Origin of the sequence: Thermus sp. (assembly GCF_039793865.1) — a bacterium.
In the GTDB taxonomy this organism is placed as follows: Bacteria; Deinococcota; Deinococci; order Deinococcales; family Thermaceae; genus Thermus.
In genome coordinates, this window is the sequence record NZ_JBAMMI010000059.1 from 1 (window position 1) to 15,563 (window position 15,563).

A 15,563-nucleotide genomic window follows, 5' to 3' on the forward strand; every position below is an offset into this window, starting at 1 on the left:
CCGGGTGGCCTGAGATGCGGTGCGCCTGCGGCCAGAAGAACCCCCCCGAGGCCCGCTTCTGCCTGGCCTGCGGCCGGGCCCTGGGAGCCCTGCTTCCCGAGGAGCGCCGCTTCGTAAGCGTGGTCTTCTTTGACCTGGTGGGCTCCAGCGGCCGCTTCCTGGAGGGGCTTTCCACCGCCTACCACGTCCTCCAGGGCGCCCTGGAGGAGGCGGCCCGGGTGGCCCGGGCCCACGGGGGCTTCGTCCACCGCTTCCTGGGGGACGGGATCCTGGTGCTCTTCGGGGTCCCGCGGGCTTGGGGCCAGGAGCCCCTCCGGGCCCTACGGGCGGCCGTGGACATGGTGGCCCGCTCCCCCCTTCCCGCCCGGGCGGGGGTGGCGAGCGGCCCCGTCCTCTGGGCGCCCTTGGGGAACGGGCAGGCGGGAGAGCCCACCGTCCTCGGGCCCGCCGTGGTCCTGGCCCAGCGCCTCTCCGGCATGGCCGGCCCGGGGGAGGTGCTCACCGAGCCCACCACCCTCGCCCTGGCCCACCACCGCTGGCTCAGGGGAGAAAACCCCAAGCCCTTCCTCAAGGAAGCCCTCCGGGAGGCGAGAAGGCTCTCCAACCCCTACGTGCACCACCTGGCCCTCACCTCCTTGGCCCTCTACCACTGGCCCCAAAACCCCAAGAAGGCCCGGGTCCTCTCCCAGCACCTCCTCTACCGGACCCACCGCACCGGGTTCCTGGTGCACCTGGAGGTGGCCCGGCTCCTCCGGGCCCAGCTCCTCCTGGAGTCGGGAGAGCGGGTGGACCACCTCCTGAGCTTCACCCCCTCGGTGCCCCTCACCCGGGGCTGGCAGCGGGCCCTCTTGGGCGAGGGGGGGTGGGAGGACCTCAAGGGGTACGGTATCCTGGGAAGGTGGGTTCGCCAGCTCTGGCGTAGGCGGGGGGTGCCGTGGACCGGGAAGGGGCTATAGAGGCCATAAAGCGCCGCCTTTCCCTCAAGGAGGTGGTCTCGCGCTATGTGGCCCTCAAACCGGCGGGGCGCGGGCGCTGGAAGGGGCTTTGCCCCTTCCACCAGGAGAAGACCCCCTCCTTCTACGTGGACGAGGAGAAGGGCCTCTTCCACTGCTTCGGCTGCAAGGCCGGGGGGGACCTCATCGCCTTCGTGGAGAAGATAGAGGGCCTGGACTTCCAGGCCGCCCTGGAGCGCCTGGCGGAGGAGGCCGGGGTGGAGCTCCCAAAGCGGGGAGGCCCGGAAAAGCGCAGGGAGCTCCTCGAGGTCCTCAAGCTGGCCCAGGCCTACTTCCGGGAGGGCCTCGAGGCCTCCGAGGAGGCCCGGGCCTACCTGAGGGCCCGGGGCCTCACCCCGGAAAGCCTCGCCCGCTTCGGCCTGGGCTACGCCCCCCCCAAGGCGGATGGCCTCCTCGCCCACCTCGCCCGCCACGGGGTGAGCCCGGAGGAGGGCCTAAAGGCGGGGGTGCTGGCGGAGCGGGACGGGCGCTTCTTTGACCGCTTCCGCCACCGCATCACCTTTCCCATCAAGGACCACCTGGGGCGCATCGTGGCCTTCACGGGAAGGGCCCTGGGGGAGGAGGGGCCCAAGTACCTGAACTCCCCGGAAACCCCCCTCTTCCGCAAGCGGGAGGTGCTCTTCGCCTACCCGGAGGCCAAGGCCAAGCTCCGGGAGGGACGGGCCATCGTGGTGGAGGGGCTTTTTGACGCCATCGCCCTCCACCAGATGGGCTTCGCCGAGACCGTGGCCGTTTTGGGCTCGGGGCTTTCCGAGGAGCAGGCCCGGCTCCTGAAGGCCCAGGAGGTGCGGGAGGTCTACCTGGCCTTTGACGCCGACGAGGCCGGGCAGAAGGCCACCCTGCAGAGCCTGGACCTGGAGATGGCCCGGCAGTTCCTCTTCTACGCCGTGCGCCTCCCCGCCAAGGACCCCGGGGAGCTCCTCCTCCACCCCGAGGGCCCCGCCCTCTTCCAAAAGGCCCTGGAGGAAGCCCTCCCCGAGGTGGAGTTCCGCTTCCAGGAGGCGGTGAAGGGCCTAGACCTCTCCCGGCCCGAGCACAAGCGGAAGGCCCTGGGGACCCTCACCCCCAGGATGCTCTCCCTCGAGCCCTTTGACCCCGTGGCGGAAAGGCTCAAGGCCCTGGTGGTGGAGCGCCTGGGCCTCTCCCCCAAGGAGCTCAACGAGTACCTGCAAAGCCGCCGCCGGGGCAAGCCCCCGCCGCCCCCACCCCCAAAGGCCGAACCCAAAAACCGCGCCCTCCTCCTGGAGCTGGACGTCATCGCCCTCCTCCTCTCCCTTCCCCAGGAGCGCCTTTCGCACTGGGTGCTCTACGTGGCCGACCACGTCTGGCCCCCGGAAGGCTCCCTCCTCGCCGAGTTCCTGGAGCTCGCCAAGAAGGAGCCCCGCAAGGACTACCTGCGCCAGGTCCTGAGCCGCAAGGAGGCCGGGGGCATCCTCTTTGAGCGGCTCATGATGGCCCCCGAGGTGGAGGAGGCCCGCCTCCCCGAGGTGATGGAAAAGGCCTTGGCCCGCCTGCGGGAGGCCTACTACCTGGAGAGGCGGGCCAAGCTGAAGGAGCTTCTGCAGCAGAGCCCCAGCCTGGAGCTTCTGCGGGAGATCCAGGAGCTGGACCAGGCCATAGAGGCGGAAAGGCGCATCTACCGGGGCCTCTAATGCCCCCAAAACCCTTCTGGCGTGAATCCTTCGCCTAAGCCAAGGCCTCTGTGGGGCTTCTTTCCCGGGGCCCCCATGCTGGCTTGCGCCAGCCTGGGGTGGTATAAGGGGATTCCCGGGGCCAGCGGGAAGTAAAATGCCCCTGGGCCTAGGCCCAAGGGAGGTAGAGGATGAAAAGCCCCGTTCGCGTGGCGGTGACCGGCGCCGCAGGCCAGATCGGCTACAGCCTCCTCTTCCGCATCGCCGCGGGAGAGATGTTGGGCAAGGACCAGCCCGTAATCCTCCAGCTCCTGGAAATACCCCAGGCCATGAGAGCCCTGGAGGGGGTCATCATGGAGCTGGAGGACTGCGCCTTCCCCCTCCTCCGCGGGATAGAGGCCACGGACGACCCCAAGGTGGCCTTCAAGGAGGCCGATTACGCCCTCTTGGTGGGGGCCGCCCCCCGGAAGGCGGGCATGGAAAGGCGGGACCTCTTGGAGATGAACGGCCGGATCTTCACCGAGCAGGGCCGGGCCCTGGCCGAGGTGGCCAAGCGGGAGGTGAAGGTCCTGGTGGTGGGCAACCCCGCCAACACCAACGCCCTCATCGCCTACAAGAACGCCCCGGGCCTCAACGCCCGGAACTTCACCGCCATGACCCGCCTGGACCACAACCGGGCCAAGGCCCAGCTCGCCAAGAAGACCGGGGTCCCCGTGGACCGCATCCGCAAGATCGCCGTCTGGGGCAACCACTCCTCCACCATGTTCCCCGACCTCTTCCACGCCCTGGTGGACGGGAAGCCCGCCCTGGAACTGGTGGACATGGAGTGGTACGAGAAGGACTTCATCCCCACCGTGGCCCAGCGGGGTGCGGCCATCATCCAGGCGAGGGGGGCTTCTAGCGCCGCCAGCGCCGCCAACGCCGCCATAGAGCACATCCGCGACTGGGCCCTGGGCACCCCGGAGGGGGACTGGGTCTCCATGGCCGTCCCCTCCCAAGGGGAGTACGGGATCCCCGAGGGGATCGTCTACTCCTTCCCGGTCACGGCCAAGGACGGGGCGTACCGGGTCGTGGAGGGTCTAGAGATCAACGCCTTCGCCCGCAAGCGCATGGAGATCACGGCCCAGGAGCTTTTGGACGAGATGGAGCAGGTGAAGGCCCTGGGCCTCATCTGATCCCACCCCATGCTGGCTTGCGCCAGCATGGGGACCCCGAAAAGGCTTCCTGGGGCCAGCAGGCGTACAAGCGGCCCTTTCCAAGCCCCTGCCTCTTCCGCGGCGGGGGCTCTCATGCCGACCCGGCTCAGCCCCTGGGCCAGGCCTCCGGGGCCCAGGGGTAGACCACCCAGGCCGCCTTCTCCTCGGCGTGTGCAGGCGCTCCCTCAGGCCCGGTCCAGCTCAAAGGCCCGGTGCACCGCCCTCAGGGCCGCCTCGGCGTGCTGGGCCGGGATGATCACGGAGATGCGCACCTCGCTGGTGGCGATCATCTCTATGTTGGCCCCGGTGGAGGCCACCGCCTGGAACATCTTGGCGGGGATCTCCGGGGCCGAGGCCAGGCCCACGCCCACGATGGAGACCTTGGCGATGTCGGGCCTCAGGAGGGCCTCGCCCCCGATCTCGGAGAGGACGGGCTCTAGGGCCTCCAGGGCCTCCTGGGCGAAGTCCTTCTTCACCGTGAAGGCCATCTGCTGCCTCGAGGGGTCGTGCCCCGGCACCCCCTGGATGATCATGTCCACGGCGATGCCCCTTTCGGCCAGGGCCTGGAAGACCTTGGCCGCGATGCCCGGCTGGTCCGGGATGCCGATGAGCCCGATCTGGGCGTGGTCCAGGTCCAGGGCCGCCCCCGTCACCGTCTTGCCCATTTCCATAGCCACCTCCTTCACCAGGGTACCGGGGTTGTAGGAGAAGCTGGAACGCACGTGGAGGACCACCCCGTAGCGCTTGGCGTAGTAGACCGCCCGGGGGTGGAGGACCCTGGCCCCTAGGGCGGCCATCTCCAGCATCTGGTCGTAGCCGATGACCTCTAGCTTCCTCGCCTCGGGGATGAGGTGGGGGTCGGTGGTGTAGACCCCCTCGGTGTCCGTGTAGATCTCGCACTCCTTGGCCCCAAGGGCGGCGGCGATGGCCACGGCGGTGGTGTCCGACCCTCCTCGGCCCAAGGTGGTGATCTCCCCCTCCCGGGTGGTCCCCATGAAGCCCGCGACCACCGCCACGAAGCCCTGGTCCAGGGCCTCCTGGATGCGCCGGGGGTCCACCTCGAGGATCCGGGCGTCCCCGTAGCGCCCGTCGGTGGTGATGCCGATCTGGTGCTGGACGAAGCCCCTGGCCGGGATCCCCATGGCCCAAAGCTGCATGGAGAGGAGGGCCACGGAGACCTGCTCCCCCGTGGTGGTGAGGAGGTCCAGCTCGCGGAAAGGGGGTCTTGGGTTCACCCGCTTGGCCAGGGCGATGAGCTCGTCGGTGGTGTGGCCCATGGCCGAGACCACCACCGCGAGCCTGTGCCCCTTCTCCCGGTAGTGGGCGATGCGCTGGGCCACCTTGTGGATCCTTTCCAGGTCCCTCACCGAGGTGCCGCCGTACTTTTGAACCACCAGGGCCACGCTTCCCTCCTTCCCCGCCCAAGGGCGGTTTGAAAGGGAATGTTAGCACATTTGCCCCCCAGGCTGAAGCCCCGTATCCTGAAAGGACGTGGGCCTGACCCTCGCCGAGTACCACCGCCTCACCCCCCTGCCCCGGCCCGGGGGGGTGCTCTACGTGAAGCCGGGGGCCCGGGGCTTCCGGGACCCCGTCTACGACCTCCTCCAGAAGACCGTGGAGCCCTACGGCCAAAAGGCCCTGGACCTCAACCCCGGGGTGGGCTGGGGAAGCCTTCCCCTGGAGGGAAAGATGGCGGTGGAGCGCCTGGAGACCTCCCGGGCCGCCTTCCGATGCCTCACGGCGAGCGGCTTAAAGGCCCGCCTCGCCCTTCCCTGGGAGGCCGAGGAAGGCGCCTACGACCTCGTGGTCCTGGCCCTCCCCGCGGGGCGGGGAAGCCGCTACGTGGAGGCGAGCCTGGTGGCCGCGGCCCGCGCCCTCAGGATGGGGGGCCGGGCCTACCTGGCGGGGGACAAGAACAAGGGGTTTGAGCGCTACTTCAAGGAGGCGCGAAGGCTTCTCGGCTACGGCGTGGTGGTAAGGCGGGAAGGCCCCTACCGGGTGGCCCTCTTGGAGAAGGAGAGGGAGGCCCCGCCCCTCCCCCCCCTCTGGCAGGCCTTCCAGGCCCACCTCCTGGGACAGGCCTTCACCTTCCGCCACCTCCCCGGGGTCTTCTCGGCGGGGAAGGTGGACCCGGCTTCCCTTCTCCTCCTCGAGGCCCTGAAGGGGGAGGTCGGGGACCTTAGGGGAAGGAGCGTCCTGGACCTGGGGGCGGGCTATGGGGCCCTCACCCTGCCCCTCGCCCGCCTGGGCGGGGAGGTCACGGCGGTGGAGGACGACTGGGTCTCGGTGCGCTCCCTGGAGGAAAGCCTGGGGGCCAACGGCCTCCGGGCCCGGGTCCTCCACTCCGACGTGGACGAGGCCTTGACGGAAGAGGAAGATTTTGACATCATAGTGACGAACCCCCCCTTTCACGTGGGGGGCGTGGTCATCCTGGAAGTGGCCCAGGCCTTCGTGGAAGCGGCGGCGGCCCGGTTAAGGCCGGGCGGTGGGTTTTTTCTGGTGGCTAACCCCTTTCTCAAGTACGAGCCCCTTTTGGAGGCGCGCTTCGGCGGCTTCAAGACCCTCTTGGTGAGGGAGTACAAGGTGCTTTTCGCGGCGAAGGAGGGAGGAAAGCCTTGAAGGCCAAGAAGAAGAACAAGACGCAGGCCAAGGCCCAGGAACCCGTGGCGGAGCTTTCCGCCTCCCCTACCGAGGCACCGGACCCCTTCTTGGAAAGAGGCCTCGCGGAGGCGGACCTCACCGACCTCCCCGAGCCCGACCCCGAGCTCTTGGAGGCCGAAGGGGATCTGGTCCTGGAGGAGCCCCTAGACCTGGAAGCGGACGATCTGCTCGCGGGCGAGGGAGAGGAGCTCTTTGAGGAAGAGGAGGAGCTGGCCCTCCCCAAGGTGTCCACCTCCGACCCCGTCCGCCAGTACCTCCACGAGATCGGCCAGGTGCCCCTCCTTACCCTGGAGGAGGAGATTGAGCTGGCGAGAAAGGTGGAGGAGGGCATGGAGGCCATCAAAAAGCTCTCCGAGGCCACGGGGCTTGATCCCGACCTCATCCGGGAGGTGGTGCGGGCCAAGATCCTGGGCGCGGCCCGCATCCAGCAGATCCCCGGCCTCAAGGAGAAGCTTGACCCCAAGACCATAGAGGAGGTGGACCAGAAGCTGAAAAGCCTCCCCAAGGAGCTCAAGCGCTACCTGCACATCGCCCGGGAGGGGGAGGCGGCCAGACAGCACCTCATTGAGGCCAACCTCCGCCTGGTGGTCTCCATCGCCAAAAAGTACACGGGCCGGGGCCTCTCTTTCCTAGACCTTATCCAGGAAGGCAACCAGGGCCTCATCCGGGCGGTGGAAAAGTTTGAGTACAAGCGGCGCTTCAAGTTCTCCACCTACGCCACCTGGTGGATCCGGCAGGCCATCAACCGGGCCATCGCCGACCAGGCCCGCACCATCCGCATCCCGGTGCACATGGTGGAGACCATCAACAAGCTCTCCCGCACCTCCCGCCAGCTCCAGCAGGAGCTCGGCCGGGAGCCCACCTACGAGGAGATCGCCGAGGCCATGGGACCAGGCTGGGACGCCAAGCGGGTGGAGGAGACCTTTAAGATCGCCCAGGAGCCCGTTTCCCTGGAAACCCCCATCGGGGACGAGAAGGACAGCTTCTACGGGGACTTCATCCCCGACGAGAACCTCCCCTCCCCCGTGGAGGCCGCCGCCCAAAACCTCCTGGCCGAGGAGCTGGAAAAAGCCCTCTCCAAGCTCTCCGAGCGGGAGGCCATGGTGCTCAAGCTAAGGAAGGGGCTCATTGACGGGCGGGAGCACACCTTGGAAGAGGTAGGAGCCTACTTTGGCGTGACCCGGGAGCGGATCCGCCAGATTGAGAACAAGGCCCTCCGCAAACTCAAGTACCACGAGTCCCGCACGCGGAAGCTCAGGGACTTCCTGGACTAGCCCCCAGGAGAAAGCGGGCCACCTCCAAAAGCGCCTCCCCCTCGTCCCGCACCAGGGCCGCCTCCTTCACCAAGAAGGAGCGGCGGGGCGGGGGGGGGAGGCGCTCCGCCAAGGCCTTGGCCTCCGCCTCGGAGAGGCCTAAGGCCAGGGTGAGGTGGGGGAGGTAGCTTGGGCCCTCTATCTCCTTGAGGGGCGGGGCCAGGGGCTCGAGGGCGTGGTAGAGCCTCCGGAAGGGGCTTCCCCCGTAGGCCCTGAGGTACACCACCCCCTGGGGGAAGTTTCCCCACCCGCCGAGGCGGACCCGAAAAGGCAGGTGGCCCCTCAGGATGCCCTGTAGGGCGATCCTGAGGGCCTCCTCCTCGTAGGGCCAGTCAAAGGGCTGGCGCAGGTTCAGGTGGGGTGGGCCGAAGCCCCGGACCCCGTGGGCCACCTGCAAGTTCTCCAGGAATGCCCGGAGGTCCTCCGGCGGCCAGACCAGAACCCCGTACACGGGGGCAGTATACTCCGGGCCCTGTAGCATAGGAGCGTGGAACGCACCTACCTCTACCGGGGCCGGATCCTCAACCTGGCCCTGGAAGGCCGCTACGAGATCGTGGAGCACAGGCCCGCCGTGGCGGTGATCGCCCTGAAGGAAGGGAGAATGCTCTTCGTGCGCCAGATGCGCCCGGCGGTGGGCCTCGCCCCCCTGGAGATCCCGGCGGGGCTCATGGAGCCCGGGGAGGACCCCTTGGAGGCGGCGAGGCGGGAGCTCGCCGAGGAGGCGGGGCTTAGCGGGGACCTCACCTACCTTTTCAGCTTCTACGTCTCCCCCGGCTTCACCGACGAGAAGACCCACGTCTTCTTGGCGGAGAACCTGAGGGAGGCCAGGGCCACCCCCGACGAAGACGAGGCCATAGAGGTGGTCTGGATGCGCCCGGAGGAAGCCCTACAGAGGCACCAGAGGGGCGAGGTGGAGTTCTCGGCCACGGGGCTCGTGGGGGTGCTCTACTACCATGCTTTTCTCCGAGGTCGCTGACGTCCCCAAGGGCCCCAAGGTGGTGGCCGTGGGCTCCTTTGACGGGGTGCACCTCGGCCACCGGTACCTCCTGCGCCAGGCCCTCGCCGAGGCCAAAGCCCTGAAGGAGCCCCTCCTCGTCTACACCTTTGACCCCCCCACCAAGGTCTTCACCCGGGGGGAGGGGTTCCTCATGGACCTCCAGGAGAAGGTGGAAGCCCTGAGGGAAGTGGGCGTGGAGCTCATCCTGGCCGTGCCCTTCAACGAGGACTTCGCCAAGAGACCCCCCCAGGCCTTCCTGGAGGACCTGAGGGCCCTTCAGGCGAGCCGGATCTACGTGGGGGAGGACTTCCGCTTCGGCCGGGGACGGGCGGGGGGCCCGGAGGCCCTGGAGAGGGTGGCCCCCACCCAGGTCGTCCCCCTCTTGAGCCTCGGGGGGGAGGCGGTGAAGAGTAGCCGCGTCCGCGCCCTCCTCAAGGAGGGGAGGGTGGAGGAGGCCCGCCACCTCCTGGGCCGCCCCTACGGGGCCTACGGGGTGGTGGTGGAGGGGGACCGGATGGGAAGGCGGCTCGGCTTCCCCACGGCCAACCTGGCGGTCCACCCCCTGAAGGTCCTTCCCCCCGGGGTCTTCGCCGTGGAGGCGGAAGGGGCCTTCGGGCGCTACAAAGGGGTGGCCAACGTGGGCACCCGCCCCACCCTGGGGGGAGAGGAAAGGCGCTTGGAGGTGCACCTCCTTGGCTTCGCCGGGGAGCTTTACGGGGAGGAGGTGCGGGTGCGCTTTCTCAAGCGCCTCCGGGAGGAGAGGCGCTTTCCCTCCCTCGAGGCCCTAAAGGCGCAGATCGCCCGGGACGTGGAAGCCGCCCGGGCCTACTTCGGGCTATAGGGACACTTTTCCCATGGCCTAGGAGGATAGCCTGGAGGAGATGGACTGCACTGAGCTGGCCTGGGCTTTGGCGGAAGCCGGGACCCGGGAGGAGATGGTGCGGAAGACCCTCCGCTTGCTGGAGGAGAAGGGGATCATCCGCTGCGGGGAGGCCTACTGGGTGGGGGAGGACCTCCGCCTCTTCCAGTTGCAGGCCTGCCGCGCCGCCTGCCCCCTGGTGGACTGCTCGAGGCACCTGGCCGAGGCGGCGGCCACCACGGGGGGCCCCGTGGAGAAGGACACCTTGCTCGCCCTCCCCGTGGCCCCCCCGGGGGGAAAGCCCTTGGTCGTCTTGGTCTTGAGCCTCGAGGCGGGAATGAGGCCCCCCGAGGCCCTAGGCGCCCTCCTTCTTCTGGCCCTCAAGCGGTCGGGCCTGGGCCAGGCGACAAGGCTCCTCCGGGCCCAGGAAGAGGAACGCCGCCGGGTGGGCCGGGAGCTCCACGACGGGGTGGGAAGCCTCCTCACCGCCGCCCTCCTCACCCTAAAGGTGGCTGAGCGGCACCCAGCGAGGCTCGCCGAGGCCCGGGAACGGGTGGCCGAGGCCCTGGAAGAGGTGCGGCGCCTTTCCCGGGAGCTAAGGCTTCCCCTTTTGGACGACTTGGGCCTTCAGGAGGCCCTCCAGCGCTACCTGGAGGAATACCGGAAAAGCGGTCTGAAGGTGGAGGCCCACCTGGAGGTGCCCCCTCTTCCCAAGGAAAAGGAGGTGGCCCTCTTCCGCGTGGTGCAGGAAGCCCTCACCAACGCGATGCGCCACGCCCGGGCCCAAAGGGTGCGGGTGGCCCTCTGGACCAAGGGAGACCGCCTTTTTGGCCTGGTGGAGGATGACGGGGTGGGCTTTGACCCGGAGAAGACCCCGCCCTCGGTGGGTCTTTTGGGCATGCACGAGCGGGTCCAGGGCCTGGGGGGAAGCCTCCATCTCCATTCCGCCCCCGGGGAGGGGACCCGGGTGGAGTTTGGGGTACCCCTGTGAGGCCCAAGCACACGAGGGCCGAGGAGGGAAACGGGGCATGAGGGTCCTCCTGGTGGAAGACCACCACCTGGTGCGCAAGGGGCTTAGGCTCCTCCTGGAGGAGGAGGGGCACCAGGTGGTGGGGGAGTTCGCCCGGGCAGAGGAAGCCCTAGACGCCCCTTGGGAGGCGGACCTCGTCCTCTTGGACCTGAACCTGCCGGGCATGGGGGGCCTCGAGGCCCTCCCCCACCTGGCCAGGCGGGCCCCGGTCCTGGTGGTCTCCATGCACGACGAGCCCGCTTACGTGGCCCGGGCCTTCCAACTGGGGGCCAAAGGATACCTCCCCAAGCACGCCCTGGACCAGGAGCTCCTGGAGGCCCTGGACCGCCTCGGCAAGGGGCTCCGCTACCTCCACCCGAGCCTCACCGAGGCCCTCTTGGAAGGGCAGGCCATCCCGGGCCCCGAGGTCCTCTCTAGGCGGGAAAGGGCCGTGGTGGCCCTCCTGGCCCAGGGCTACACCCTCTCCCAGGCGGCGGAGAGGCTTGGGCTTTCCGTCAAGACCGCCTCCACCTACAAGGCCCGCGCCCTCAACAAGCTGGGCCTCATGGACACCCCCGAGCTGGTGCGCTGGGCCCGGGAGCACGGCCTGGCCTAGGGACATTTGCCTTAAGAAGGCGGCCGACAACGGGGGGGAAGCCCTTCCGTCTTGTGAAGAAAGGGGCAAGCCCTAGCCTGGGACCAGGAGGTGCGGCATGGAACTCCTAGGCTGGGTCACGGCAAGCCTCTTCGCCCCCCCGGGGGAAGCCCTCTGGCGGGAGCTCCAAGGGGGGACCCTGGAAGAGGCCCTTTCCGAGCTGAAGGGTAGCCCGGTGGCCCTTCCCCGCCCCTCCTTTGCCGAGCTCCAAGCGGCCTACACCGCCCTTTTCGTCACCAACCCCCAAGGGGTGCCCGCCCCGCCCTACGCCGGCTACGCCCGGGACGGGGAGCTTTTGGGACCCTCCTACCACCGGCTTTTGGAGCTTTACCGGGAGGGGGGCCTCGAGGTGCGGGAGTCCTGGCGCGACCTCCCCGACCACCTGGCCGCCCTGGGGGAGGCCATGGCCCTTCTTGCCCCAAAACGCCCCGACCTGGTGGAACGGCTTGCCCGAGAGTTCCTCCACCCCTGGCTCCAGCGCTTCGGCGAGGCGGTGAAGGCTCACGATCCCACCGGCTTCTACGCCGGGGCGGTGAACCTACTGGCGGAGGTCATCCATGAGAAGGCGGGAGTTTCTGAAGCTTAGCGCCCTCGGGGTTGGAGCCTTGGCCCTAAAGGGAAGCGGCCCCGCCAAGGCGCTACCCGCACCCTGGTACACGAAGGAGGTCCGGAGCGTGTACCAGATCTGCGAGGGCTGCTTCTGGCGCTGCGGCATCATCGCCCACGCCGTGGGGAACCGGGTCTACAAGGTGGAGGGCTACGAGGCCAACCCCAAAAGCCGGGGGAGGCTCTGCCCCCGGGGCCAGGGCATGCCCCAGACCACCTACGACCCCGACCGCTTGAAGCGGCCCCTCATCCGGTTGGAGGGCAGCCCAAGGGGCGAGGGGAAGTACCGGGTGGCCACCTGGGAGGAGGCCCTGGACTACGTGGCGAAGAAGATGCTGGAGATCCGGGAAAAGTACGGACCGGAAGCCATCGCCTTCTTCGGCCACGGGACCGGGGATTACTGGTTCGTGGACTTCCTTCCCGCCGCTTGGGGGAGCCCCAACGCCGCCAAGCCCTCGGTGGCCATCTGCACCGCCCCCCGGGAGGTGGCCTCCCAGTGGGTCTTCGGTCGGCCCATCGGCGGGCACGAGCCCGTGGACTGGGAAAACGCCCGCTACATCGTCCTCATCGGCCACCACATCGGCGAGGACACCCACAACACCCAGCTCCAGGACTTCGCCCTGGCCCTGAGGCGGGGAGCTAGGCTCGTGGTGGTGGACCCCCGCTTCTCCACCGCCGCCGCCAAGGCCCACCGCTGGCTTCCCATCAAGCCCGGCACGGACACCGCCCTGCTCCTGGCGTGGATCCACGTCCTCATCTACGAGGACCTGTACGACCGGGAGTACGTGGAGAAGTACACCACGGGCTTTGAGGAGCTCAAGGCCCACGTGCGGGACTTCACCCCGGAGTGGGCCGAAAGGGAAACCGAGATCCCCGCAAGAGTGATCCGGGAGGTGGCCCGCGAGATGGCCGCCCACAAGCCCCAGGCGGTCCTCCCCCCGGGGCGGCACACCGTCTGGTACGGGGACGACACCTACCGCATGATGGCCCTCTACTACGTGAACGTCCTCCTGGGAAACTACGGGCGGCCTGGGGGCTTTTACATCGCCCAAAGCCCCTACCTGGAGAAGTACCCCACCCCGCCCCTCCCCCTGGAGCCCGCCGCCGGGGGATGCTCAGGCCCCACGGGGGGCGACCACGAACCGGAAGGCTTCCGCCCCCGCGCCGACAAGGGCAAGTTCTTCGCCAGGACCACGGCCATCCAGGAACTCATTGAGCCCATGCTCACCGGGGAGCCCTACCCCATCAAGGGGCTCCTCGCCTACGGCATCAACCTCTTCCACGCCATCCCCAACGTCCCCCGCACCAAGGAGGCCCTGAAGAAGCTGGACCTCTACGTGGCCATCGATGTCCTGCCCCAGGAACACGTGATGTGGGCGGACGTGATCCTGCCCGAGGCCACCTACCTGGAGCGCTACGACGACCTGGTGGCCGTGGCCCACAAGACCCCCTTTATAGAGCTTCGCGTGCCTGCCCACGAGCCCCTCTTTGACACCAAGCCCGGCTGGTGGATCGCCCGGGAGCTGGGCCTTAGGCTCGGCCTAGAGCAGTACTTCCCTTGGAAGACCATTGAGGAGTACCTGGACACCCGCCTGCAAAGCATCGGGCTTGACCTGGAGACCATGAAGGGCATGGGCACCCTGGTGCAGAAGGGGAAACCCTGGCTTGCGGACTGGGAAAAGGAAGGCCGCCTGCCCTTCGGTACCCCTTCGGGGAAGATAGAGCTCTATTGCCGGGCCTTTAAGGAAGCCGGGCACCACCCCTTGCCGGTTTATGCTCCCCCAGAGCCTCCCCCCGAGGGCTTCTACCGCCTCCTCTACGGCCGCAGCCCCGTGCACAGCTTCGCCCGCACCCAGAACAACTGGGTCCTCATGGAGATGGACCCCGAGAACGAGGTTTGGATCCATACCGAGGAAGCCCGGAAGCTCGGCCTCAAGAACAGGGATTACGTTTACCTGGTGAACCAAGACAGGGTCCGGGAAGGCCCGGTGCGGGTCAAGGCCACGGAGCGCATCCGCAGGGACTGCGTCTACCTGGTCCACGGCTTCGGCCACAAGGCCCCTCTGATGAAGGTGGCCCACGGCCGGGGGGCCTCGGACAACTACCTCCAGACCCGGTACAAGCTGGACCCCATCTCCGGCGGGGCGGGCCTGAGGGTGAACTTCGTCCGGCTGGAGAAGGCGGAAAAACCCCGGCTTCCCTCCCTCGCCTCCCTGGCCCTGGCCCGCCGCCCCCTGGAGGAAAGGAGGATGTGATGGCCCGGTACGCCATGACCATAGACCTCAGCCTCTGCGTGGGCTGCGCCGCCTGCGCCGTGGCCTGCAAGATGGAAAACGAGGTCCCCCCTGGGGTCTTCCGCCTATGGATCCGGGAGCGGGAGCTGGGGGTCTTTCCCGACCTCACGGTGGAGTTCCGGCCCGAGCAGTGCCTCCACTGCGCCAACCCTCCTTGTGTGCCCGTGTGCCCCACCGGGGCCAGCTACCAGACCCCAGAGGGCCTGGTGCTGGTGGACCCCAGGAAGTGCATCGCCTGCGGGGCCTGCGTGGCCGCCTGCCCCTACGAGGCCCGCTACCTGCACCCCAGGGGCTACGTGGACAAGTGCACCTTCTGCGCCCACCGCCTGGAACAGGGGAGGCTCCCCGCCTGCGTGGAGACCTGCCCCACCCGCTGCCGGGCCTTCGGCGACCTGGACGATCCGGAAAGCCCGGTGGTCAAGGCCCTCAAAGAGGCCGGGCGGGTGGACGTTTTGCGGCCGGAGCTGGGCACAAGGCCCAAGCTCTTCTACCTCAACGCCCCTTCCAAAAAGGGGCTCACCCGGGAAAGCGAGGTGCGCCATGACTGAGTTCTACGGCCTGCCCAACGCCGGGGAGTTCTGGCACTGGACCAACGCCTTGCACTTCGTCCTGGTGGGCCTAGCGGGAGGGATGGCCTTCCTGGCGGCCCTTCTCCACCTGAAAGGCCACGGGGAAGCCCGGCGCTACACCCTCCTTGCCCTCCTCCTCATCGCCTTGGACCTCTTGGTGCTTTGGGCGGAGTCCCCCGCCCGCTTCCGCTTCACCCACATTTGGCTCTTCCTCTCCTTCCACCCCCAAAGCCCCATCTGGTGGGGCTCCTGGGGACTTGCCCTGGCCCTTCTCACGGGAGGCCTCCTCTACCTGGGCAAAGGTCCAAGGAAGCCCCTCGCCTGGGGCCTCCTCCTCTTCGGCCTGGTGGTCCTGGGCTACCCGGGAATGGCCTTGGTGGTGAACCTGAACCGCCCCCTGTGGAACGCCCTCTTGGCCGGGGTCTTCCCCTTCACCGCTTTGGGCCTGGCCCTAGCCCTGGCCGCCCTCCTGGGAAGCCCGTGGGCCAGGGCCCCCTTGAGAATGGCCATGGGGGCGGCCCTCTTCTTGGCCCTCCTGTACCCCCTAACCCTGTCCCAGGAAGCCCGGGGGCACTTCCTGGAGGAGGCGGGCCTACCCTTCTTCCTCTTGATTCTCTTAGGACTCGGGGCTTTCGGTAAGGAGCGCCTCGCCCCCTGGGCGGGGCTTGTGGCGGCGGCTGGCCTGAGGGCCCTCTGGGTTCTGGTGGGCCAGTGGCAAGGGCTCGGCCTTTAGGGGCTTAAAGCCCCTAGGGAATAAGGA

15 protein-coding genes are annotated in these 15,563 nt (G+C 68.4%); 13 read left to right on the plus strand and 2 right to left on the minus strand.

From position 1 onward, the window contains the following. Nucleotides 1–14 precede the first annotated feature (14 nt). The 3 genes from ABJK26_RS05540 (at nucleotide 15) to ABJK26_RS05550 (ending at nucleotide 3,819) form a co-directional block, all read left to right on the plus strand. Complete coding sequence (locus ABJK26_RS05540; protein WP_347241308.1) at nucleotides 15–956, plus strand: hypothetical protein; 942 nt, start codon at nucleotides 15–17, stop codon at nucleotides 954–956. Next, a complete protein-coding gene (gene dnaG, locus ABJK26_RS05545; RefSeq protein ID WP_347241273.1) occupies nucleotides 935–2,665 on the plus strand; it encodes a DNA primase in 1,731 nt (576 codons plus the stop codon). Before ABJK26_RS05540 ends, dnaG begins: the two co-directional genes overlap by 22 nt. Before the next feature lie 170 nt (nucleotides 2,666–2,835). Next, nucleotides 2,836–3,819, plus strand: coding sequence for a malate dehydrogenase (locus tag ABJK26_RS05550; RefSeq protein ID WP_347241274.1), 984 nt, complete (start codon nucleotides 2,836–2,838; stop codon nucleotides 3,817–3,819). A gap of 206 nt (nucleotides 3,820–4,025) precedes the next feature. Here the strand turns inward: ABJK26_RS05550 and ABJK26_RS05555 are convergent, their stop codons facing one another. Beyond that, nucleotides 4,026–5,243 carry an aspartate kinase gene (locus ABJK26_RS05555; RefSeq protein ID WP_347241275.1) on the minus strand — a complete coding sequence of 406 codons (1,218 nt, stop codon included), beginning with the start codon at nucleotides 5,241–5,243 and terminating at the stop codon, nucleotides 4,026–4,028. A gap of 88 nt (nucleotides 5,244–5,331) precedes the next feature. On the opposite strand from ABJK26_RS05555, the gene ABJK26_RS05560 reads away from it, so the two are divergent. After that, nucleotides 5,332–6,459 carry a methyltransferase gene (locus ABJK26_RS05560; protein ID WP_347241277.1) on the plus strand — a complete coding sequence of 376 codons (1,128 nt, stop codon included), beginning with the start codon at nucleotides 5,332–5,334 and terminating at the stop codon, nucleotides 6,457–6,459. Nucleotides 6,460–6,548: 89 nt separating this feature from the next. After that, nucleotides 6,549–7,775 carry an RNA polymerase sigma factor RpoD gene (gene rpoD / locus ABJK26_RS05565; RefSeq protein ID WP_347241310.1) on the plus strand — a complete coding sequence of 409 codons (1,227 nt, stop codon included), beginning with the start codon at nucleotides 6,549–6,551 and terminating at the stop codon, nucleotides 7,773–7,775. On the opposite strand, the gene ABJK26_RS05570 is transcribed toward rpoD, so the two are convergent. Beyond that, nucleotides 7,756–8,265 (minus strand): 2'-5' RNA ligase family protein, encoded by a 510-nt coding sequence (locus tag ABJK26_RS05570; protein ID WP_347241278.1) that lies wholly within the window; start codon nucleotides 8,263–8,265, stop codon nucleotides 7,756–7,758. The genes rpoD and ABJK26_RS05570 overlap by 20 nt on opposite strands. A 36-nt stretch (nucleotides 8,266–8,301) precedes the next feature. On the opposite strand from ABJK26_RS05570, the gene ABJK26_RS05575 reads away from it, so the two are divergent. The 8 genes from ABJK26_RS05575 (at nucleotide 8,302) to ABJK26_RS05610 (ending at nucleotide 15,536) form a co-directional block, all read left to right on the plus strand. Then, nucleotides 8,302–8,790: an NUDIX hydrolase gene (locus ABJK26_RS05575; RefSeq protein WP_347241279.1), complete on the plus strand. Its 489-nt coding sequence runs from the start codon at nucleotides 8,302–8,304 to the stop codon at nucleotides 8,788–8,790. After that, complete coding sequence (gene ribF / locus ABJK26_RS05580; RefSeq protein WP_347241281.1) at nucleotides 8,768–9,652, plus strand: riboflavin biosynthesis protein RibF; 885 nt, start codon at nucleotides 8,768–8,770, stop codon at nucleotides 9,650–9,652. The genes ABJK26_RS05575 and ribF overlap by 23 nt, the downstream gene beginning before the upstream one ends. A 40-nt stretch (nucleotides 9,653–9,692) precedes the next feature. Next, nucleotides 9,693–10,661, plus strand: a complete 969-nt coding sequence (locus ABJK26_RS05585; protein WP_347241282.1) for a sensor histidine kinase — start codon at nucleotides 9,693–9,695, stop codon at nucleotides 10,659–10,661. 37 nt (nucleotides 10,662–10,698) lie between these two features. Beyond that, a complete protein-coding gene (locus ABJK26_RS05590) occupies nucleotides 10,699–11,295 on the plus strand; it encodes a response regulator transcription factor (RefSeq protein ID WP_347241283.1) in 597 nt (198 codons plus the stop codon). 97 nt (nucleotides 11,296–11,392) lie between these two features. After that, nucleotides 11,393–11,920 carry a molecular chaperone TorD family protein gene (locus ABJK26_RS05595; RefSeq protein WP_347241284.1) on the plus strand — a complete coding sequence of 176 codons (528 nt, stop codon included), beginning with the start codon at nucleotides 11,393–11,395 and terminating at the stop codon, nucleotides 11,918–11,920. After that, nucleotides 11,892–14,195: a molybdopterin-dependent oxidoreductase gene (locus ABJK26_RS05600; RefSeq protein ID WP_347241286.1), complete on the plus strand. Its 2,304-nt coding sequence runs from the start codon at nucleotides 11,892–11,894 to the stop codon at nucleotides 14,193–14,195. The genes ABJK26_RS05595 and ABJK26_RS05600 overlap by 29 nt, the downstream gene beginning before the upstream one ends. Then, nucleotides 14,195–14,782: a 4Fe-4S dicluster domain-containing protein gene (locus ABJK26_RS05605; protein WP_347241287.1), complete on the plus strand. Its 588-nt coding sequence runs from the start codon at nucleotides 14,195–14,197 to the stop codon at nucleotides 14,780–14,782. Before ABJK26_RS05600 ends, ABJK26_RS05605 begins: the two co-directional genes overlap by 1 nt. Then, a complete protein-coding gene (locus tag ABJK26_RS05610; protein ID WP_347241288.1) occupies nucleotides 14,775–15,536 on the plus strand; it encodes a hypothetical protein in 762 nt (253 codons plus the stop codon). Before ABJK26_RS05605 ends, ABJK26_RS05610 begins: the two co-directional genes overlap by 8 nt. Nucleotides 15,537–15,563 lie beyond the last annotated feature (27 nt).